The sequence below is a fragment of the Dyella kyungheensis genome, assembly GCF_049913195.1.
GTDB lineage: Bacteria > Pseudomonadota > Gammaproteobacteria > Xanthomonadales > Rhodanobacteraceae > Dyella > Dyella kyungheensis.
Genome location: NZ_CP183983.1, coordinates 2,062,169 through 2,083,759 on the forward strand (window position 1 = coordinate 2,062,169; position 21,591 = coordinate 2,083,759).

Consider the following 21,591-nt stretch of genomic DNA (forward strand, 5'->3'; position numbering starts at 1 on the left):
CATACGGGGACCCCTGAGAGCCAAGAGCCAAGAGCCAAGAGCCAAGAGCCAAGAGCCAAGAGCCGGAGCTAAGAGCGAGAGCTGCAGGGCTACTGTGGGAGCGCACTTGTGCGCGACAAGCCGACGGAGCGGTACATCCATGCGTGGCGGTCGCGCACAAGTGCGCTCCCACAGAAAGCACACAGGTTCCCGCGAGCAGCCGCCCCTCACCCCGGCCCTCTCCCCGGAGGGGGGAGGGAGAAGTGGGATGCATCGCGAAGACAAGCCAAGGGCGATGCGAAGCGGGGCTCCGCTTTAAGTCCTCAGCGATTCGGGCGCGTTGCGCAGCGCATTGAAGTACCCCTGGGGTAGCCTCCCATGGAGATCCGGTGGGACGCGCCTCGAGCGTTCGCGCTTGGATTCAACACGATGCTGCCAGCTTTAAAGGCCATTTCTTTGGGTTACTTTTCTTTACTCCGGGCATCCTGCCCTCCGCCCTTCGGGCCGGCTTCGCCGTTCGCATGCGCTCCTGCGCATGCGTGGGCCAGCAAAGAAAAGTGACTCGGCTGCCGGCAGGCAGTCGAAACGCCCGCTGCGTAAGCGGCCCGGTCGCGGCAACGCCCGGTCGACGCCAGGATAACGAACCCAAAAAGAGCAAAGTGCGAACGCCCCCCACTCACGACGCGGAATAATTCACCCGCCCCATCCGACTCATCGCCGCCGCCTGCAAAATATCGCCCAGCTGCTGGATGTTCTCGTCCCAGCGAAAACGGCTGGCATGCGCCGCAATACGGCCAGAATCCCAAGGTTTGCCGAGCGCGTCGACGAGAGCGCCCTCGAGGCCGATGCGGTCGTGAGCGTCCACCAGGATGCCCGCATGTTCGGGCAGCACTTCGGGGATGCCGCCCACGCGTGTCGCGACTACGGGTGTGCCGCAGGCCATCGCTTCGAGTACCACGTTGGGTACGCCCTCGTTGTGGCTGGGCAGGCAGAGCAGATCCGCGGCGCGGAACCAGTCGCCGAGGGCGAAGTGTTCGACGGCGCCCACCAATCGCACGCGCTCCGCGCAGCCCAGTGCGGCGGCGCGTTGCAGGAGTGCTTCACGCGCGGGGCCGGAGCCGACGAACAGCAGGTTTGCGTCGGGATGCGTGGCCAGCACGCGCGGAAAGGCTTCGAGCAGGTCGAGGCAGCCCTTGGTGTCCTTGAGGTTGCCTACGTAGAGCAGGATGCGTTCGTCCTGCGGCAGCGCGAGTTTGGTGCGTGCATCGCTGAGCGGGCCGGGTGTGAACAGGTTCGGTTCGACGCCGTTGTAGAGCACGTGCACGCGCGCCGGATCGACGCCCATCGCTACCGCCTTGTCGGCGAGTGCCTGGCTCACCGCCACCACGCCCTGTGCACCGCGCAATGCATGTCGAATCTGCGGGCGAATCAGGGCTTGTTCGGCCTTCACGTTGAGATCGCTGCCGTGCACCTTGACCACATAGGGAATGCCCAGGTGACGTGCCAGCCAGCTCGCGGCGGCGGCATCGGGATAACCCCAGCTCAGCAGCAGGCAGTCGTAGTGCGCGCGGCGCAGGCGGCGCAGTTTCTGGCTCAGCAGGGAGACCAGCCAGCAGGCGGCGTGCAGCGAACGGCCCAGCAGCGGCGGGTAGAAGAACACGAACTGCTCGGCGTTCACGTTTTTCACCGAGAACGGAGCGCGCTTGCGACCGAAACGTTCGCGGAAATCCACGGCGGTGATCACATCCACGTCGTGGTGTTTGCCCAGTCGCTCGAACTGCTGGCGATTGAACGGACTGCGCAGCGGGTCCCACGGCGACGGGAACAGGTTGGTCAGCACGAGCACCTTCAGTCGCACGATGCATACTCCATGGCCTGATAAAGGCGTTCGTAACGATCGGCCATGGCTTCCAGCGAGCCATGCTTTTCCACCCAGTCGCGCGCGGCCCGGCCATAGGCGGAAGCGCGCAGCGGTTCGCGCAGCAGCAACAGCATGGCTTCGGCCAGCGCATCCGGATCGCCGGCCGGCACGAGTTGTCCCGTGCGCCCGCTCTGCACGATTTCGCCGTTGCCGCCCACGTCGGTGGCGATGATCGGCAGCGCCACCGCGCAGGCTTCCAGCAATGCCATCGAGTAACCCTCGCTGGCCGAGGATAGTACGAACAGGTCCAGTCCCTGCAGCAGCTCGCGCACGTCGTTGCGATCGCCCAGGAAACGCACGGCCCCGCGCACGCCTTCCTGTTCGGCGCAGCGTTCGAGATCGGCGCGCAGTTCGCCGTCGCCGATCAAGAGCAGCACGGCGTGCGGATGCTGCCGGTGCAGCTGGCCGAACGCGCGGATCAAGCCGGCCTGGTCCTTGGTCCAGTTCAAGCGGCCCACGTTGCCGACGAGGAAGGCGCGTTCATCCAGCCCCAGCATCTGCAGCAGGCGCTGGCGCATTGGGGCGGAGGCGGGGGCGAAGCTGTCCACTGCAATGCCGTTGGGCACCACCCGCGTCGTCGCCTGTGGAAGCAGCCCGCGCGACAGGCCATTGCGCTTCGCTGCCTCGCATACCATGACCACGAGGTCCGTGCGCGACAGCGCGCGACGGTAGAGCCATTCCTTGCGGCCGGTATGCTGGCCTGCGCCCATGCCATGGCGGGTATTGAGGATGCGCAGCACATCCAGGCCGCATGAGGCGAGCACGGCTTGATAGTGGGCCATCGCGTTGTGTGTGTGGAGCACATCGGTGTCGTGGCGGTCGATGGCCCAGCGCGCGCGGGCGAGTGCGCGCAGATCGATGCCGCGTCCCTTATGACAAGCCACCACCGGTATGCCGACGACATCCAGCTCGTGCGCCAGCGAACCGGTCTCGTACAGGCACACGACCTGGCATTGATGGCCTTGCCGCTGTTGCAGCTGCACCAGGTCGAGCACCATGCGTTCCAGGCCGCCGCGGTTGAGATTTTCCACCACGTGCGTGATGTTCATGCCAGCTCCGACAGCGTGACGCGCCGCTTGCCGCTACGCGTGAGCGGGATCTCGTCGACGAAGCGGTAGTCCAGCGCCACGCTGTCGCCAAGCACTTTGGCGGTTTCGCGCTGGATGTATGCGATGGAGGCGTCGTCGAAGGCGTCGCCACGCACGATGGACAGTTCCAGCCGGTCGAGCTGCCGCTGCACCAGCTGGAAGCGCAGCAGTCCCGGCACGTCCTTGAGCATGTGCGGAAAGAATTCGCCGGGCAGGATGCGGCCATCAGGCGTGCGGATGGCATCGAGCACGCGTCCGTCGATGCGTTCGAGCAAGGGCAGGCCGCGACCGCAGGGACAGTCGTGCGAGCTCGAGGCGGAGGCGAGGTCGCCGTTGACGTAGCGGATGAACGGCATGCCGTAGTTGGAGAGATCGGTGACGGCGACTTCGCCGGGACCGTCCGCGACCGGCTTGCGCTCGGCGCCCAGCAGCTCGACCACCAGGTGATCGGCATTCACGTGCAGGCCGTGGTGATGCCCGCACTCGGAGGCAATCAGCATGAATTCGCGGCAGCCGTAGGTATTGAAGACGGGGCTGCCGAACGCCTGATGGATGATCTCGCGCTGGTGCGGATGCAGCGCCTCGGCGGCACCAATCACGCTGTCCGGGCGATGCACCTTGCGGCCGGTTTCTACCATCCACTTGGCCAGCTGGGCCAGCGGGTTCACGTAGCCCACGATGATGGACGGACGGTATTGGTCGATGGCGTCGGCGTAGGCGGCCAGGTTCGACTCGGTCATCTCGAAGCTGTTGAGCACGCGGCGCGCGAACAGCGCGTTGTAGAGATTGTCCTTGAGCTGGTGCGCACGTCCCGGTGTGCCGACCGTGCCGGCCCACAGATACAGCGTGCGCCGCCCCGGGCGTGCGCCGGCCCAGCCGTAGCCGCGCCACATCACGGCGATGCGGCGATCGTAGCTTTCGCGCGTGTAGCCCAGTTCCAGCGGCTCGCCGGTGGAACCACCGGTGCGCTTGAACAACAGGCGGCCCTGCCACGACGAGGCCTGCAGGTCGGCGAAGTTCTCGCGGATGTCGGCCTTGGTCAACACGGGCAGCCGCGCGTAGTCGTCCAGATTGCGGATGTCTTCGGGCTGGATGCCCAGTTCGCGCCAGCGGCGACGGTAATAGGGCACCTCGCGATAGCAGTGCTCGATCAGCGCCTTCAGGCGCTGGAATTGCAGCGCGGCGATGGCCTCGGGCGAATACCACTGGTCGCGCTCGTAGGACGCCAGCCAGGATAGCGTGCTGCGGCGACGAAGGCCGCTCTCGTAAGCAGGATAGAGCACGCGGCGAAAAGCCTGCTCGTACCATCCACTCATGGCGAATACTCCGTCAGGCGCTGCAAGAGCGTGGGTCGAGGTGTGGTCATCCGGTGGTCCTCAACAGGATCGTCACCAGCACGAACAAGCCGGCGATGCTGCCGATGGCCGCGGGAATCCAGCGCCCGCCGCTCTCGCTCATGCTGAAGGCGGGCAGGCCGTCCACGCGCTGGCGTGCGCCCAGATAGAAGCCGGTGACGATCGCCAGCACCACGTAGAGCACGATCATGTAGCTGCGGCTGAGGAAGAACGCGCAGGCAAACATGCCGCACAGCGACAGCAGCAGGGTCAGCGCCAGCGGTCGTTCGGCGCTCCACGCCGCGAAGCGCTCGGGTTCCGCGGCGGCATCCGGCTTCAGGCGCAGCACGGCCGCCGTCATCCAGAAGCTGTAGCCGATCAGCGCAAGCCACAGCACGTAACCCACGAAGCCCGTTTCGGCCAGCACCAGTACGAACGAGTTGTGCGCAGTGAGCTGGTTGTAGTCGGTGAAATTGCCAGGACCGACGCCGAACAGCGGATGCGACTTGAACATCTGCAGGCCTTCGTACCAGGCATCCACGCGGCCGCTTGCCGATTCTTCGCCAGCGTCGAGCTCCTGCATGCGCGAGGAGACCAGCTTCATCGCCGCCAGGCCCACCACCCCGAGGATGCCGGCCACCACCATGCCGCGCCGGTACCAGATGTACGCGCCGATGACGACCAGCACGCCCAGCATGGCGCCGCGCGAGTTGGTCAGATACACGCCATAGAGCAGGGTGAGGATGCAGGCCAGCCAGAACAGCCGGCCGATCAAGCCCGCGCGCTTGTACAACAGGCTGGCCATGGGGAACACGGACACGAACAACATGCCGAGATCGTTCGGATCGTTGAAGATGCCCACGTACTGGATGCGTCCGTCCTCGCCAACGGGAATGCCGGTCCAGCCGATGCCGCCATGCCGCTGGTCGATACCGTGCAGGGCGAGCACGGTGGCGCACATCACCATCACCGCCATCAGGGTGAGGATGCGCCGCTGGGTGGTGCACGCGGTGGCGATCATGAAGAACATCAGCACGATGGGGCCGAACTTGCCCATTTCTTCCTTGACACCGCCGAGCCAGCCGTTGGCCACTTCCGACAACATCAGCACGATGAAGAAGGCGGGCAGGATCAGGAACTGCGGTGCGCGCGGCACCCGCGTGCCCGACGCCAGCCACGCGGCGAACGCCAGCACCAGCACCACCGGCAGGATCGGCAGGCCGATCAGCGCGGTGATGTATTCCTGCGGCCTGACGATGGTCAGGACGACGTAGAGGAGGATCAGTGGGAACATGAGGTATCGGTATAAGCGAGATGGGCGGGCGTCGGATAACCGATCAGGCCGGGCAGGGCCAGCAACGCGGCGAACCAGGCCTTGCCGTAATAGCGCTCCACCGCAATGCGATAGAGCGAGTAGCGGTTGCTGGCCGGCTGCAGGTTGGTGCCGCTGATGTAGCTGCAGGCCAGGTCGAAGCCCGCATCGCGGGTCACTTCGATCACTTCCCGGTCGAACGCGCGGTTGCTGCCCACCGGGTAGGACATCAGCAAGGCCATCGGCCCGAGTTCGCGCAGCAGCGCGTTGCGCGAATCGTACACCTCGCGTTCGAGTTCCTCGCGCGGCAGCTTGGACAGCATCCAATGATTCACGCCATGCGAACCGATTTCCAGGCCGGCGGCGCGCATCTCGCGCAACTGGTCCCAGTTCATCGGGCGGCAGTCGGCTGGGTAGGCGTGATCGGAGGGCATGTTCCATGCCGTTTCCAGGCGGCGGATCATCGCCGCCTGGGTCAGCGCGCTGATCTCCTTCATGTTGCCCAGCACGCGGATGGCCAGCGCGCGGCGCTCGGCGCGCGTGGGCGGCATGGGCTCGTCCATGTTCAATTCGGGCAGTTCCAGCCGATTCGCGTTGGTCAGCAGGATCATGTGCACCAGCCAGTCGTAGGCGTAGGGGCGCCCGCTGTCAATGTGGCCGGTGGAAATGAAGAAGGTTGCCGGTACGCCCAGCTCCTTCAGGATCGGATAGACGATGCGGTAGTTGTCGTCGTAGCCGTCGTCGAAGGTGATCACCACGGCATCCGGCGGCAGCGCTTGTCCCGCATTGATGGCGGCGGCCACGTCGGTGAGGCGCATCGGGCGATAGCGCTCCTTCACCAGCAGCATCTGCTCGCGGAATTCCTCCGGCGAGGTGCTGATCAGCTCCATGTCGAACGGGTAGCGCTCCGGGTCCGGCACGGGCATCACGCGGTGATAAGCCAGGATGCGCAAATCCTTCTGCCACCACGCACGCATTTTCTGCAGCGGGTTCAACAGGCCGGTGTTGTAGCAAAGCTCACCCAGCCGTTCGCGTATGCCGGTGCTCTTCGCTTCGTGCGATGTCGGGCTTACCATAGATGTTCACCTCGGCTGCGGGCGTAGGCGATGGACGCCTGCGCGGCATAAAGATTGAGATAGAAAAACGTCACCACCAGCTGCACCGGCAGCCATCGACCCGCCCGCGGACGCAGGCGTTCGAACGGCACCAGTCCGATGCACAACAGCAGCAGTACGAGCAGCGCGCCATAGGCCATGTGGTAGCGGGCGAGATAGGCCGTCGACAGCAGCATGGCCAGCAGCAGCCATGGCGCCAGCAGGCGCAACAGCTTGTGGCTGATGAACTGGAACCACAGCCGGTTGCGCGAAGGCGAAAGCAGCCACGGCGCCACGTCCATCAGCTGCAGGCAGCCCACCATCGCGCGCATGCGGCGCGGTTGCTCGTCCAGCGGGGCCTGTGCGGTTTCGCCCCACACCACCGCGCGCGGTTCGAACACCACGCGGCGTCCGCTGGCGGCGACGTCCATCGGTATCAGCACGTCGTCCAGCAGGGTGTCCGGCGGCAGCGGCTTGAACAATTCGCTGCGTACGGCATACAGCGCGGCACAGGCGCCGATGGTGGAGCCGCAGCGGCTTTCCTGATGCCGGATGAACTTGTCGTAGCGCCAGTACGCGTTCACGCCATGCGCGAAGGTGCTGCCCACGTTCTCCAGCTCCAGGCTGCCGCTGACCGCGCCCACGCGCGGATCGCCGAGATTGCCCACCAGCTCGCGCAGCGCGAGTGGCGAAAGCTTGTGCTGCACGTCGGTCATCAACAGCACTTCGCCGCGTGCGGTGGCGACCGCATCGTTGAGGCATAGCGCCTTGCCCCGCGAGACGGGGAACTCCAGCAACCGCACGCGAGCGTCGTGCGCATGGCGTACCAAGGCGGCGGTGCGATCCGTGCAGCCGTCGCAGGCCACGATGATCTCGATGTATTCGGCCGGATAGTCCAGCGCGCGCAGGTTCTTCAGCTTGGCGCGGATGTGGCGCACGCCGTCGCGCACCACGATGATGATCGATACCGTGGGCAGGATCGGCTGCTTGCGCACCGGCCGATGCATCAACTTGCCCCACAGCCACATGATCAGCGGGTAGCCGACGAAGATGTACAGCAGCAGCCAGAAGCTGGCCCTGCATACCAGGATCGCGAGCGTCGTCATGTCGGTTCCCCCGTCACCGATATGCTCCTGTCAGCGCCTGCCAAACAATTGCCGTAGCCTTCCACCCAGTGAAGCGGCCTTGTCCGGCTCGGTCAGATCGCCTTCGGGCAGCGCCGTGGCCAACGAGGCGAGCGGGGTGGTGGCGACGTCGAGCAGGTTGAGCTTCACGCCGGTCTCCTTGCGCACCTGGGTGACCATTTCGATCGCCAGCAGCGAATGGCCGCCGATGTCGAAGAAGTTGTCGCTGGCCCGCACATCGTCCGCACCGACCAGCCGGCACCAGAGCTGGCCGAGATAGCGTTCGCGGGGATCGTCGCTGGCACTCACGCCGGGCTCGGCATCCGTCGTCGCGGCCACCTGAAGTACCGGTGGCGGCAGCGCCTTGCGATCGGTTTTGCCGTTGGGCGTGCGCGGCAGTTCGGCCAATCGCACCAGGTGCTGCGGCTGCATGTAGCTCGGCAGGCGCGCGGCGAGCTGCGCGCGCAGCTTGGGCCACACCTGTTCCTCGTCGTCGCTGCAGACGGCGTACAGCACCAGGCGTTCGTCGTTCGGCGCCATTTCGCGCACCACCACCACGCAGTCGAGCACGCTGGGCAGGGTGCGCGCCACGGCTTCGATTTCGCCGGGCTCGATGCGGAAGCCGCGAAGCTTGACCTGGAAATCGATGCGTCCCAGGTGCTCCAGCGTGCCGTCGGCGCGCCAGCGCGCACGGTCGCCGGTGCGGTAGAAGCGCGCACCTGGTGCGAACGGATCGGCCGGGAAACGTTCCGCCGTGAGTTCGTCGCGATGCAGATAACCCAGCGCCACGCCCTCGCCACCGATGCACAGTTCGCCCGGCACGCCGATGGGGCAGTGCTGGCTGTGCTCGTCCAGGATATGGATGGTGGTGTTGGCAATCGGCGTGCCGATGGAAATGCCGCGCTCGGGATGTTCCACGCGCCAGCAGGTGGACCACACGGTGGTCTCCGTGGGGCCGTACATGTTCCACAGTTCGCAACCGCGCGCGAGCAACTGTTCGGCCAGATCCGCCGACAGCGGTTCGCCACCGCAGAGCGCACGGAAACCGTACGGCGGCAGCCAGGACGTCTGCAGCAACAGACGCCAGGTGACCGGCGTGGCCTGCATCGTCGTGGCCACTTGGGTGGTGAGCAATTGCGACAGTGCAAGACCGTCGGTGGCTTCTTCGCGCGTGGCGAGCAGGATTTCCGCCCCGACGCTGAGCGGACCGAACAGCTCGAGCACGGCGATGTCGAACGACAAGGTAGTGACGGCGAGCAGGCGATCGTCCGCCTGCAGCCCCGGACGCTGCGCCATGCTGGCGAGGAAGTTCACCACGGCGCGATGCGGAATGGCCACGCCCTTGGGCCGGCCGGTGGAACCGGAGGTATAGATCACATAGGCGACCGACGAGCCATCGAAGGCAGCGTCGCTGGCGAGTCGTGAGGTGGGCAGCGCATCGAGTTCGTCCGCGGACTCGTCCAGCAACAGGCGCGCGGTGCCCTCGCTGTCGATGCGCGTCGTCAACGCCGCTTCCGTCACCAGCACGCCGAGGTTCGCATCCTGGGCCATGTACGAGAGCCGATCGGCCGGGAACTCCGGATCGAGCGGCACGTAGCCGGCGCCGGTCTTGAGCACGCCCAGCATGCTGGCCACCATGTCGATGCCGCGCGTGAGCGCGATACCTACCAGGGTGCCGCGCGCAGCGCCGCGCGCGCGCAGGGCATGGGCGATGCGGTTGGCGCGCTCGTCCAGTTGGCGATAGTTGAGCGTCACATCGCGACAGCGGATGGCCTGACGCTCGGGCGCGCGATCGCACTGTTGCTCGAACAAGCCATGCAGCGACAACGGAGGCACATCCAGCTGGGTCTGGTTCCATTCGGCCAGCAGGGCGTTTTCGCGCGCCGGCAGCAGATCGAGCGTTGCCACGCTGCGGGCCGGATCGGCCAGGGCCGAGGCGAGCAGGCTTTCGTAGCAGTCGCGGAAGCGTGCGGCCGTCGGCGCATCGAAGATGTCGGTGTTGTAGGTGATGCCGCCCAACAGGCCGTGTTCCTGCTCAAGGAACCACAGGCCGATGTCGTCGGCCGCGCCGCGCTGGAACACCGGCAGATGCTCGTGCGCCAGCTCGCCCCACGAGACGATGCGGCGGCGCGCATCCTGGAAGGAGAACATCGCCTGCGAGATCGGCGGACGGCTTTCGTCGCGCGCCACGCCCAGCGAGAACACCAGCTGCTCGAACGGGATGTCCGGATGGGCAAACGCATCCAGCACCACCTGTCGCACCTGGCGCAGCACCTCGCGGAACGGCGCCTCGGGATCGACCTGCACGCGCAACGGCAACGCGTTCACAAACAGGCCCATGATGCTTTCGGTTTCGCCCCGATCGCGTCCACGCACCGGTGTGCCCACGATCAGGTCGCGTTGTCCGCTCAGGCGGTGCAGCAGCACGTAGTACGCGGCCAGCAACACCATGAACGAGGTGGCCTGTTCGCGTTGCGCCAGGGCATGCACGGCAGCGGCGCGGTCGGCGGGAATGCGCACCCACTCGGTGGCGCCCTCGCCGGACATGCGTGCCGGCCGCGGCCGGTCGGCGGGCAGCTCCAGCGGTTCCAGCGCGCCGCCCAGCGTCTTCACCCAATGGGCGAGTTGCTGCTGCACGTTGTCGCTGCCCATCCAGTCGCGATGCCAGGCGGAGAAGTCGGTGTACTCCACGGCCAGCGGCGGCAGCCCTTCGGCGTTGCCCGCGCAGCGGGATACATAGGCCCGTGACAGATCCTCGTACAGCAGGTCGAACGACCAGCCGTCCCACACGATATGGTGGGCCATGAAATAGAACACGTGATCGTGCTCGTCGATACTGAACAGGCGCGCGCGATACAGCGGCGGCCGGGTCAGATCGAAGGGCTGGGCAATATCCGCATCCAGCGTCCGGCGGATGGCCTCCATGCGCGCGTCGGCGGGCAGGCCGGACAGATCCTCCAGCGGAAGCTCCGGCAGCAAGCCCGCATGAATGCGTTGCACGCCGCCCAGTTCGCCGGTTTCGATCGACGTGCGCAGCACCGGCTGGCGCAGCACCACGTCGCGCAGCGCCTGGCGGAACGCATCCACGTTCATCGGGCCGCGCAGGCGATGCGCTGACGGCGTGTTGTAGACCACGCGACCCGGATGCAGCTGCTCCAGATACCAAAGCCGCTGCTGCATCGACGACAACGGCGCCACCGTGCGCTCGGTCAGGCGAGGAATTTCGATGGATGCGGCAGCCGCATGCTCGGGCACGCGCTGGCCGTCGATGGCCTGGGCCAGGCCTTCGATGGTGGGCGCGTCGAACAGGGTGCGGAACGACAGCGCGATGCCGAACTCGCGATTCAGCCGCGCCGTGAGTTGCGCGGCCAGCAGCGAATGGCCGCCGAGTGCGAAGAAGTTGTCGCGCACGTCCAGCTCGGGCAGCGCCAGCACGGTTTCCATCGCCGTCGCTACACGACGCTCGGTGTCGGTTTGCGGAGCGCGGCGGTCGCCCCGAGCCTCGACGGCGGGCTGCGCCGGCGCGGGCAGCGACTTGCGGTCGATCTTGCCGTTCGGCAGCAACGGGATGGCGGTCATCGCCACGAAGTGCTGCGGAATCATGTAGTCGGGCAGGCGCTGGAGCAGCGGAGGGCACAGATCCACCGTCGCCAGGTCCACGCCGTCGGCGGGCACCACATAGGCCGCCAGGCGCACGTCGCCAGGCCGGTCCTCGCGCGCCATCACCACGGCACGCGCCACCTGCGGCAAATCCGTCAGTGCGGTTTCGATCTCGCCCAGCTCGATGCGATAGCCGCGAATCTTCACCTGGAAATCGAGCCGGCCCAGATGTTCCAGCTCGCCCTTGGCCAGCCAGCGTCCGCGATCGCCGGTGCGATACAGCTTCGCGTGCGCCTCGCCGCTGAACGGATCAGACAGGAAGCGTTCGGCGTTGAGTTCGGGACGATTGAGGTAGCCCAGCGTGACGCCATCGCCGCCGATATGGATTTCGCCGGGCACGCCCAACGGGCACGGCGCGCCGTGTTCGTCGAGCACGTGCACGGTGGTATTGGCGATCGGCTTGCCGATGGTGATGCCGGCGCGCGGATGCTGCGCCCGCCACAGCGTCGACCACACCGTGGTTTCGGTGGGACCATAGGCGTTCCACAGTTCGCCGCAACGGGCGAGCAGCGATTCGGCCAGATCCAGCGGCAGCGGTTCGCCGCCGGCAATCGCCTTGAAGCCGCGGGAACCTTCCCAACCCGATTCCAACAACACGCGCCAGCCGGCGGGCGTGGCCTGCATCATGCTGGCCTTGCTGTGTTCCACCAGCTGACGCAACGCGGTGCCGTCGCGCACGTCGTCGGCGTTCGCCAACACGATGGCTGCGCCCACGCTGAGCGGAAGCATCAGCTCGAGGAAGGCGATGTCGAACGACAGCGTGGTGACCGCGACGAGACGATCGTCCTCGTGGATGCCCGGTTCGTGTTGCATGCTGCTGATGAAGTTGGAGGTGGCGCGATGCGGCACGCGCACGCCCTTGGGTTTGCCGGTGGAGCCCGAGGTGTAGATCAGATAGGCGATCGATTCGGGCGTGGCGGCACGCTCGTCGTGCGGCAGACGCGCGGCGCTGGCGCCGTCGATGAGGGCGGCATCGCGCTGCAACGACAACACCTGCGACGCGGGGAACTCGAAAATGCCCGCCGCTTCGTCATCCACGATAAGCGCGGCAAGCGCGGCGTCCTTCGCCATGAAGGCGAGGCGCTCGGCGGGAAAGCCAGGGTCCAGCGGCACGTAGCCGGCGCCGGATTTCAGCACGCCGAGCAGTGCGGCGATCATGTCGCTGCTGCGCGCCACGGACAGGCCCACCAGCCGGCCCTGGCCCACGCCACGCTGCCGCAACACACGTGCGATGCGATTGGCGCGGGCTTCAAGCTGCGCATAGCTCAGCGCTGCGTCGCCGGCAATGGCGACGCGTGCCGGTGCGCGGTCTACCTGTTGTTCGAAGTATTGGTGCGCGAGCTGCTGCGCGGGATAGGCCGTGCGCATCGGCTGCAAGGCCATCAGGGCCGCCTGCGCCGACGGGGACACCAGGCTGAGCGCATTGCCCGCGGCGTCCGGGGTGCTTACGGCCTGGCGCAGCAGCGTGGCATATGCATCCAGCCAGGACTGGATGGTGGCCGGCTCAAACAGGTCGCGGTTGTACTGGCATTCCAGGCGGATGCCGGCCGGCAGCTGCACGGCATTGACGAACAGCTCGAAATTTTCGAACACGCGCGGGTTGCCGGCGAACTCGAACGACAAGCCGGGGAAGCTGACGCTGCGCTCGTCCAGCGCCTGGTCCAGATTGAACAGCACGCTGGCCAGCGGCAGGCGGCCGGGATCGCGCGGCAAGGCCAGGCGAGCCAGCAGGCTGCCCAGCGTGTATTGCGAGTGATCGAAGGCGTCGAGCAGATCGCCGCGTACCTGTTTGAGGCTGTCGGCGAACGGTGCGGACGTGTCGATCATCATGCGCAGGGGCAGCACGTTGACGCAGTGGCCCACCAGATCGTGGTGACCGCCGGCTGCCTGGCCGGCCGACGGGATGCCGATCACCACATCGTCCTGTCCGGTCAGCCGTTGCAGCAGCAGGCCGAACGAGGCCAGCAGCGTGGCGTACAGGCTGGCGCCGCGCTGCGCGCCCATGCGCTTGACGTCGCCGACCAGCGAGGCGTCCAGCAGCAGGTCTTCGCGCAGCGAATGAAAGCTGCGCTGGCGCGGGCGAGGGTGGTCGGTGGGCAGATCCAGCGAGGGCGTGGCGTTGGCGAAACGCGCCAGCCAATAGGCTTCCGATACCTTGCCTTCGGCACTCTGCGCGTGACCGGCTTCGGCCAGCGCGTATTCCGCGAACGCGTCGGCAGGCGGCAGATCCTGGCCCTGGCCGACCTGCTGTGCATACAACGCGGCCAGGTCGCGCACGATCACGCCGAACGACCAGCCGTCGCATACGATGTGATGCGCGGTGAACACCAGCAGATGTTCCTGCGAGGACAGACGCAGCAGTTCGGCGCGCACCAGCGGGCCGGTATCGAGGTTGAACGGTTCGCTCACCACGCGGACCAGCGTGGCATCGATCTCGGCCTGCTGTTCGTCGGGGCCGAGCCAGGAGAGTTCGCGCAACGGGCAGGGCAGATCCTGCTGGGCGGCGATGCACAGCTCGCTGCCATCGTTGGCGAAGGTCGCGCGCAACGCTTCGTGGCGTTCCATCAACTGTTGCAGCGCGGTCTGCAGCGCATCGACGTTGAGTTCGCCATGCAGCCGCAGCGAGACCGACTCGTTGTAGGCGAGCGAGGCTTCCGGCTCCAGCGTGGAAGCCAGCCACACCTCGCGCTGCGGCGCGGTGGACGGTGCCACGCGTTCCAGCATGGCACCAGCGAACGGGTCGTAATCGACCGCAATCGCGTCGGCATCGGGCAGTTGGCCCGGCTCGTTCGGGTTCATGCGTTGACCCTCATGAACTTGCCCGGCGCATCCGGGTTGGGCACGAACCACGCCGGGTTGCCGTGCTGGTCCTTGCCCAGCCGTGCGCCCACCACCGGCGGACGGTTGGCATCGAAAGCCAGCGCTTCCACGTTCCTGTTGCGCGGCAGGAATTCGGCTTCCTGCATTTCCAGCACGGATTCCTTGTACGCCTTGGCGATCGCCTGGAAATCCTGCTCGCTATGCGCTGTGGTGAAGAAGCAGGGGAAGTTGTCCAGCATGTGGATGCCGCGGCTGCGGATCATGGCGAACAGCAGATCCTGCAGCGGGTGGTCTTCGGTGAAATTGGTCTTCCACACCGAGGCGAAGTGCACCAGCTGGATCGGTGCGCCCACGCTGGCGCAGAACGCGTTGAGTTCGTCCATCAGCAGACTGGTGCGGGCGTTGAGGCGCTCCTGCAGCGCGGCGCCGTTCTGCTTCAGGTGATTGAGCACGGCATGCGCCGCTGCGAGCGCTAGCGGGTGGCGCACGAAGGTGCCGGCGAAATAGGTGACGCCCACGGTCGGGATGGAGGCATCACCGTACTGCCAGCCACCGCCGTCGAGCGCATCCATGTACTGGCGCTTGCCGGCGATCACGCCGATCGGGAAGCCGCCGCCCACCACCTTGCCGTACGAAGCGAGGTCGGCATCGATGCCGAGCACGTGCTGCGCGCCGCGCGGATGCGAGCGGAAGCCGGTGACCACTTCGTCGAAGATCAGCAGCGCGCCTGCATCGGCGGTGATCGCGCGCAGTTCCTTGAGGAACTCCCGCGGCTGGAAATCCGGACGGCGGCTCTGCACCGGTTCCACCAGCACGGCAGCGATGGTCGACGCGCGCTCGCGGATGATCTGCAGCGTTTCGGGTGTGCCGTATTCCAGCACCAGCACGTGTTCCGAGGTATTGCGCAGGATGCCCGGCGCTGCCGGTACCGAGCGCAGCTTCTTGGTGCCGCGCACGATCACCTCGTCGAAGATGCCGTGATAGGAACCGGTGAAGATGACCAGCGTGTCGCGGCCGGTGACGGTGCGCGCGATGCGCACCGTGCCCATCACCGCTTCGGAGCCGGTGTTGCACAACGCGGCGCGGTCGAAGCCGGTGAGCTCGCAGACCTGTTCGGCCACTTCGCCGGCCAGCGGATGCTGCGGGCCGATCTCGTAGCCCGAATCCAGCTGGCGCCGCACGGCATCGAGCACGAAGTCCGGCTGCCAGCCGAACAGGTTCATGCCGAAGCCGTTGAGGATGTCGATGTATTCGTTGCCATCCAGGTCCCACACCTTGGAACCCTTGGAGCGGTTCACCACGACCTGGTAGATCATCTCCTTCAGCAACGGACGGAAGCCGTTCACTACGCGCGGATCGGCCAGATGCTTGCGATGGCGCTGGGTGTACTCCTTGGAAGCGCGCGTGCGGTCGATATAGCGGCGCATGAAGGCTTCGAGGCGGGCCTGCTGACGATCGCTCAGCTCGGTCTGGTTCGAATGGATGCGTGCAATGGCACCGAACGCCTTCTTGACGTCGTAGGTGGTGTGGGCGAGCGCGGCTTCTTCGTCCTGCGGCTGCGGCTGGCTCGGCGTCGCCTGTGCAGTGACGGCTGCAAGAGCTGACGGTGCGACAGCGGGTTGCACGGGTGCAGCAGCCACGGCCTGCACGGGTGCAGCAACGGCCGGTGCGGTCATGCCTGCGCCAGCGAGCAGTGCCAGTTGCTGCTGCATGATCTGCATCTGCTGTTGGATCAGGTCCTGCACCACGTTGCCGCTGGCGGCCATCTGCATGACCGGCGCGACGATGGCGGCGGGAGCCACGGTCGCGCCGGTAGCCGCGGGAAGGACGGGGGCGGCCGGAACGGAGGCATCCGGCGGCAGCATCTGGTCGATATGCATGGCGAGGCGCTCGAAGGAGGAAAACGACTCCATCAGTTCGCGGAACGTGATCTTCAGCGCGAAGGTCTTCTGCAGCTGCAGCGCAACCTGGGTGAGCGAGAGCGAATCCAGGCCCAGCTCGACAAAACCCGCGCCGGGATCGACGTCCTGCAGTTCCGCGCCCGAAACGTCTTCGAACAGCTCGGTGAGCTGGGAGAGCAGGCGGGTTTGACGGGCGGAACCGGCATTGGCGCCGGCAGCGTTGACATCCATGGTGTGCTCCACAACGGGTGCAGGCGAAGAGGTGAACAACGGAACGACGTTGTCAGGGGTGAGGGTGGGCGCGATGGCAGCCGGTGCGGCAGCCTCGACCCAATAGCGTTTGCGTTCGAACGGGTAGGTCGGCAGCTGCACGCGGCGACGATTGGCGCGGCGATCCAGCGCGCACACGGCCACCGGCGCACCGGCGCACCACAGCTCGCCCATCGCGGCGATCCACGCGGCGCGTTCCAGCAGCTCGCCGTCGGCGACGCTGGACACCACCCGATGCTTTCGGCTTGGCGCGTGCTGGCGGGCCAGCGTGGTCAACGCGTTGCGCGGGCCCACTTCGAGGAAGACGCGCGGTTGCTCGCCCAGCTGGCTCAGCAAGGCGGGCGAGAAACGCACGGTGCCGCGCAGGTGGCTGGTCCAGTAGTCGGGCGAAGTGGCTTCGGCCACGCTGAGCGGTTCACCGGTGAGCGTGGAAATGATCGCGATGCTCGGTGCCGACAGCGTCACGCGCAGCACTTCGGCGCGGAATGGTTCGAGCACCGGATCCATCATGGCGGAGTGGAACGCGTGCGAGGTCTGCAACACGCGGCAGGCCACGCCCTCGGCTTCCAGTTGCAGGCGGAACGTTTCGATATGCGCGGATTCGCCGCTGACCACGCTCGCATTCGGGCTGTTCTCCGCCGCGAGCTGCAAGCCGGCTGGCAGGCGAGCACGCACCGCATCGGCGGCCAGTCGCACCGACAGCATGGAACCCGATGGCATGGACTGCATCAGGCGGCCGCGGCGGGCAATCAGCCGCGCACCGTCATCGAGGCTCATCACGCCGGCAATCACCGCGGCGACAAATTCGCCCACGCTATGGCCGATCATCGCCGCCGGCACGATATCCATGGACAGCCACAGCTTGGCCAGCGCGTATTCCATCGCGAAGGTGGCCGGCTGGGTCAGCGAGGTTTCGCGCAGGGCGGCGGCATCGCTGTCGAACATGCGTTCGCGCAGATCGAAGCCCAGTTCGCCGCGCAGCGCTTCGGCGCAATCGTCGAGCGCGGCGCGGAAGGCCGGCTCGCTTTCGTACAAAGCCTTGCCCATGCCGGGGTATTGCGAGCCCTGACCCGGGAAGAGGAACACTACTTCCGGCGCTGGCTTGATCGACTCGCGCACGTTGGAGGCGGAGAAATCGCGCAAACGGGCCACCGCTTCGTCGGTGCTCGCTGCGACCACGCAGGCGCGATGGTTGAACGCCTTGCGTCCGTGCAACAGCGTGCTGCCGACGTCGCCCAGGTTGGCGCCGGGATTCGCCGCCAGATGATCGGCGAGCCGTGCCGCGGAGATCGCGACGGCTGCCGGTGTGCGAGCGGAAAGGAACAACAGCTGCGGGCCTTCGGGGGCATCGGAAGCCGGCATGGCCGGTGCCTGTTCGAGGATCACATGCGCATTGGTGCCGCCCACGCCGAACGAACTCACGCCGGCACGCAGCGGCTGCTCGCCTTGCGGCCACGGACGCAACGTGTCGTTGACGACGAAGGGCGAATGGGCAAAGTCGATCTTCGGGTTGGTCGTCTGCACGTGCAGCGACGGCGGCAGCACGCGCTCATGCAGGGACAGTGCGGTCTTGATCACGCCGGTGGCGCCCGCGGCGATCACCGTGTGGCCGATGTTGCTCTTCACCGAACCGATGGCGCAGTAGCCGCAATCGTCGGTGTGCTGGCGATAGGCGGTGGTGAGGCCTTCGATCTCGATGGGGTCGCCCAGCGGCGTGGCGGTGCCGTGGGCTTCCACGTAGGAAATGGAACGCGCGTCGACACCGGCATCGGCCAGTGCCATGGCGATCACGGCCGCCTGGCCTTCGCTGCTGGGCGCGGTGAAGCTGGCCTTGCCGCCGCCGTCGTTGTTGATGCCGATGCCACGAATCAGCGCAAGTACGTTGTCGCCATCGCGTTGCGCATCCGACCAGCGCTTGAGCAGCACCACCGCGGCGCCGTCGCTGAACACCGTGCCCTGCGCGTTGGCATCGAAGGTGCGCGTCTGGCCGTCCGGCGACAGCATCGAGCCTTCCTGCGTGACGTATCCGCTGCGCGGCGGGCAGGTGACCGATACGCCACCCGCGATCGCCATCTCGCATTGCCCGGCGCGCAGCGCGGCCACGGCCTGGCAGATCGCCACCAGCGAGGTGGAGCAGGCCGTGCTCACGTTGACGGCCGGGCCGGTGAGGTTGAGCTTGTGCGCCACGCGCGTGGCGAAGAAATCCTTCTCGTTGGCCAGCGAGACGAGGAACGCACCCAGTTTCTCGATGAGATCGGGGCGATGGGTCAGGTGATGCTGGAAGTAGGTGGCGTGGTACATGCCGCCGAATACGCCCACCGGTGCCTCGTGGCGATCCGGCGTGTAGCCGCCGCGCTCCAGGCATTCCCAGCACAGTTCCAGGAAGATGCGCTGCTGCGGGTCCATCAGCTCCGCTTCGCGCGGCGAGATGCCGAAGAAGGCCGCGTCGAAATCCTCGACGCCATCGATGATGCCGCGTGCCGCCACATAGGCCGGATCGCTGCGCAACGATGCCGGGATGGATGCGTCCAGTTCGTCGGCACTGAAGTGGGTGATCGAATCGCGCCCGGCGCAAAGGTTCGCCCAGAACGCTTCCAGGTCGGCGGCGCCGGGGAAGCGGCCCGCTGCCGCGATGATCGCTACCGGCTCGCCCGCGTCGCCCTGACGGCCGCGCGAGAGGCGCGAAGCCAGCGCCGACTTCGCCGCGCGCCCCTCGATCAAGGAGGCCAATGCGGCAGGCGTCGGCTCGGCGAAGAACGCCGGAATGGTGGGCGTGCTCGAAATCGCGCCGTGCACGCGCTCCATCAAACGCACGGCGAGCAGCGAATTGCCGCCGAGGTCGAAGAAGTGGTCGACGCGGCCGACCTGATCGATCTCCAGCACCTCGGAGAACAGCGCGCACAGCTGCTGTTCCAGCTGACCGACCGGCGGTACGTAGGTGTCCGCCAGTTCCGGTCGGCCGCGCCCCGGTGCAGGCAAGGCGCGACGATCGAGCTTGCCGTTGCCGGTGACCGGCAGGCTGTCCATGCGCACATAGGCCACCGGCACCATGTACTCGGGCAGCGTCTGCGCCAGTTGGGCGCGCAGGGCGCGAGCCGTCACGGCGGCATCCTCGGCCACGAAATAGGCGACCAGCCGCTTCTGGCCTGGCTGGTCTTCGCGAGCCAGCACGGCGCTGGCGCGAACGCCGGGAAGATCCTGCAGCGCGGCTTCGATCTCGCCGATCTCGATGCGATAGCCGCGGATCTTCACCTGGCCGTCGATGCGGCCGATGAAGTCGATCACGCCTTCCGGCAGCCAGCGTACGAGATCGCCGGTGCGATAGAGACGCTGCTCGCCGCCGGCAAACGGATCGGGCACGAAGCGCGTTGCAGTGAGTTCGTCGCGGCCCATGTAGCCGCGCGCGACGCCTTCGCCGCCGATGTACAGCTCGCCGATCACGCCCGGCGGCACCGGCTCGCCGCGCGCATTGACCACATAGAGCGTGGTATCGGCGATGGGGCGGCCGATCGGAATGGCGCGCAGCGATGCATCCAGCGCAGGCGGAATGCGGAAGGTGGTGGCGAACGTGGTGCATTCGGTGGGGCCGTAGCCGTTGATCAGCGTCGTGTCCGGCAGCAACGTTTGCGCCTTGCGCACATGCGCGACGGACAGCGCTTCGCCACCGGTAAGCAATTGCTCGAGACCGCGCAGATGATTGCCGTCCTCGTCGATGACGGCGTTGAACAGCGCCGCGGTGAGCCAGGCAATGCGCGCATCGTGGTTGCGGATGGTGGCGGCAAGCCCCGCGCCGCTGGGCACGCGCTCGCCATGCACGATGCAGGTGCCGCCGTTGAGCAGTGCACCCCAGATCTCGAAGGTGGCGGCATCGAACCCCAGCGGTGCGGCGTGCAGCACGCGCGGGCTGTCGCCGAACTGCACGTAGCGTACGTTGCGAACCAGCCGGATGATGGAGCGGTGACGAATCTCCACGCCCTTGGGCGTGCCGGTCGAACCGGAGGTGTACATCACGTAGGCCAGCGCATCGCCGTCGACCACGGGAAGGTCCGCCGTGCCCGCCGTGCTCATCAGTGATTCGATGCCCAGTACGGGAGCGGCCACGTCCGCAGGCGCCGCCATGCCCTCGCCGACGATGATGGCCGCAGCCCGTGCATCGTTCAGTACGAACGCCAGGCGTTCTGCGGGGTTGGTACGGTCGAGCGGCAGATAAGCGGCGCCGGCCTTGAGAATGCCGAGGATGGCGATCAGTGCCTCGGGCGAGCGATCCAGCAGCAGGCCGACGGTGGCACCCGGCGTCACGCCGGCGCGCAGCAGCCCGGCCGCGACGGCATCGCTGCGTTCACCGAGTTCGGCATAGCTGAACTTGCCGAGCGGGCCATCCAGCGCGATCGCTCCGGCATGCGTTGCCGCGACCTGGGCGAACAGGCCATGCACCGTGTCGCCCAACTGGCGCGGCATGCGCGTATCGTTCCAGGTTTGCAGCAGGCGTTCGCGCGTTTCCTCATCCAGCACGCTGATCGATTCCAGCGCGTCGTGGTGCGCCAGCGAGTGCAGCACGTGCGACAACCCGTGCGCGAGCGTGAGCAGCATCGACTCGTCGAACACGGCCGTGTCGTAGTCGAGTTCGAGATGCGAACCCGTGGGCGAGAGTGACCAGCGCAACGGCAACGCGGCCCCAGCGTCATCGGCCCAGGTGCCGATGGCGCTGGGCGCGTCGTCCTGCGCCGCGGCCGGAGTCACATGCATGAGCAGCCATGCATCGACCGCGCCTTCCATGGGCACTTTGTGGAAGATGTTGCCCGACGCGGTGGCGAGCACGATTTCCGCCTGGCCGGTGAAACGCGACTCCAGCAGGGCCAGGGCCGCGCGACGCAACAGCGTGGAGCTGATACCCAGGCGGGCCGCGCGTGCCTCGATGGCGTGCACGACGCCGGCATCGATGGCCATCTGCAGCCGCTGCATCGAGCCCGTCACCGGCGCCGGCGTCTGCCGGACCAGCACGTCGAGCAACGACAACTCCGTGCCGGTCGATGCTGTTTGCGCGATGTTGTGCTGAGTCATGGGTATTCACCTGCACGCGCGTGCTGG

Annotated in this window: 8 protein-coding genes; all 8 read right to left on the reverse strand. The window is 66.8% G+C overall.

Translation table 11 applies throughout. From position 1 onward, the window contains the following. Positions 1-655: 655 nt before the first annotated feature. From ACN9MB_RS09280 to ACN9MB_RS09315, 8 genes are read right to left on the reverse strand one after another with little or no spacing between them, the layout of a single operon-like run. Positions 656-1,837, reverse strand: a complete 1,182-nt coding sequence (locus ACN9MB_RS09280) for a glycosyltransferase family 4 protein (RefSeq protein ID WP_426271600.1) — start codon at positions 1,835-1,837, stop codon at positions 656-658. After that, complete coding sequence (locus tag ACN9MB_RS09285; RefSeq protein ID WP_426271601.1) at positions 1,828-2,949, reverse strand: glycosyltransferase; 1,122 nt, start codon at positions 2,947-2,949, stop codon at positions 1,828-1,830. The genes ACN9MB_RS09280 and ACN9MB_RS09285 overlap by 10 nt, the downstream gene beginning before the upstream one ends. Further along, on the reverse strand, positions 2,946-4,304 hold the full coding sequence (locus tag ACN9MB_RS09290; RefSeq protein ID WP_426271602.1) for a phenylacetate--CoA ligase family protein: 1,359 nt from the start codon (positions 4,302-4,304) through the stop codon (positions 2,946-2,948). The genes ACN9MB_RS09285 and ACN9MB_RS09290 overlap by 4 nt, the downstream gene beginning before the upstream one ends. Positions 4,305-4,350: 46 nt before the next feature. Then, positions 4,351-5,616: an O-antigen ligase family protein gene (locus tag ACN9MB_RS09295; RefSeq protein WP_426271603.1), complete on the reverse strand. Its 1,266-nt coding sequence runs from the start codon at positions 5,614-5,616 to the stop codon at positions 4,351-4,353. After that, entirely contained in the window at positions 5,604-6,710 is a 1,107-nt protein-coding gene (locus ACN9MB_RS09300) for a polysaccharide deacetylase family protein (RefSeq protein ID WP_426271604.1), read from the reverse strand. The genes ACN9MB_RS09295 and ACN9MB_RS09300 overlap by 13 nt, the downstream gene beginning before the upstream one ends. Next, positions 6,704-7,834: a glycosyltransferase family 2 protein gene (locus tag ACN9MB_RS09305; RefSeq protein ID WP_426271605.1), complete on the reverse strand. Its 1,131-nt coding sequence runs from the start codon at positions 7,832-7,834 to the stop codon at positions 6,704-6,706. The genes ACN9MB_RS09300 and ACN9MB_RS09305 overlap by 7 nt, the downstream gene beginning before the upstream one ends. Positions 7,835-7,864: 30 nt before the next feature. After that, complete coding sequence (locus ACN9MB_RS09310; RefSeq protein WP_426271606.1) at positions 7,865-14,311, reverse strand: amino acid adenylation domain-containing protein; 6,447 nt, start codon at positions 14,309-14,311, stop codon at positions 7,865-7,867. After that, on the reverse strand, positions 14,308-21,564 hold the full coding sequence (locus tag ACN9MB_RS09315) for an amino acid adenylation domain-containing protein (RefSeq protein ID WP_426271607.1): 7,257 nt from the start codon (positions 21,562-21,564) through the stop codon (positions 14,308-14,310). The genes ACN9MB_RS09310 and ACN9MB_RS09315 overlap by 4 nt, the downstream gene beginning before the upstream one ends. Between the last annotated feature and the right edge of the window lie 27 nt (positions 21,565-21,591).

What these genes read in the sequence shown, in the direction of transcription:
- ACN9MB_RS09285 (WP_426271601.1), bottom strand. Translation starts at nt 2,949, where the DNA reads ATGAACATCACGCACGTGGTGGAAAATCTCAACCGCGGCGGCCTGGAA.
- ACN9MB_RS09290 (WP_426271602.1), bottom strand. Translation starts at nt 4,304, where the DNA reads ATGAGTGGATGGTACGAGCAGGCTTTTCGCCGCGTGCTCTATCCTGCT.
- ACN9MB_RS09295 (WP_426271603.1), bottom strand. Translation starts at nt 5,616, where the DNA reads ATGTTCCCACTGATCCTCCTCTACGTCGTCCTGACCATCGTCAGGCCG.
- ACN9MB_RS09300 (WP_426271604.1), bottom strand. Translation starts at nt 6,710, where the DNA reads ATGGTAAGCCCGACATCGCACGAAGCGAAGAGCACCGGCATACGCGAA.
- ACN9MB_RS09305 (WP_426271605.1), bottom strand. Translation starts at nt 7,834, where the DNA reads ATGACGACGCTCGCGATCCTGGTATGCAGGGCCAGCTTCTGGCTGCTG.
- ACN9MB_RS09310 (WP_426271606.1), bottom strand. Translation starts at nt 14,311, where the DNA reads ATGAACCCGAACGAGCCGGGCCAACTGCCCGATGCCGACGCGATTGCG.
- ACN9MB_RS09315 (WP_426271607.1), bottom strand. Translation starts at nt 21,564, where the DNA reads ATGACTCAGCACAACATCGCGCAAACAGCATCGACCGGCACGGAGTTG.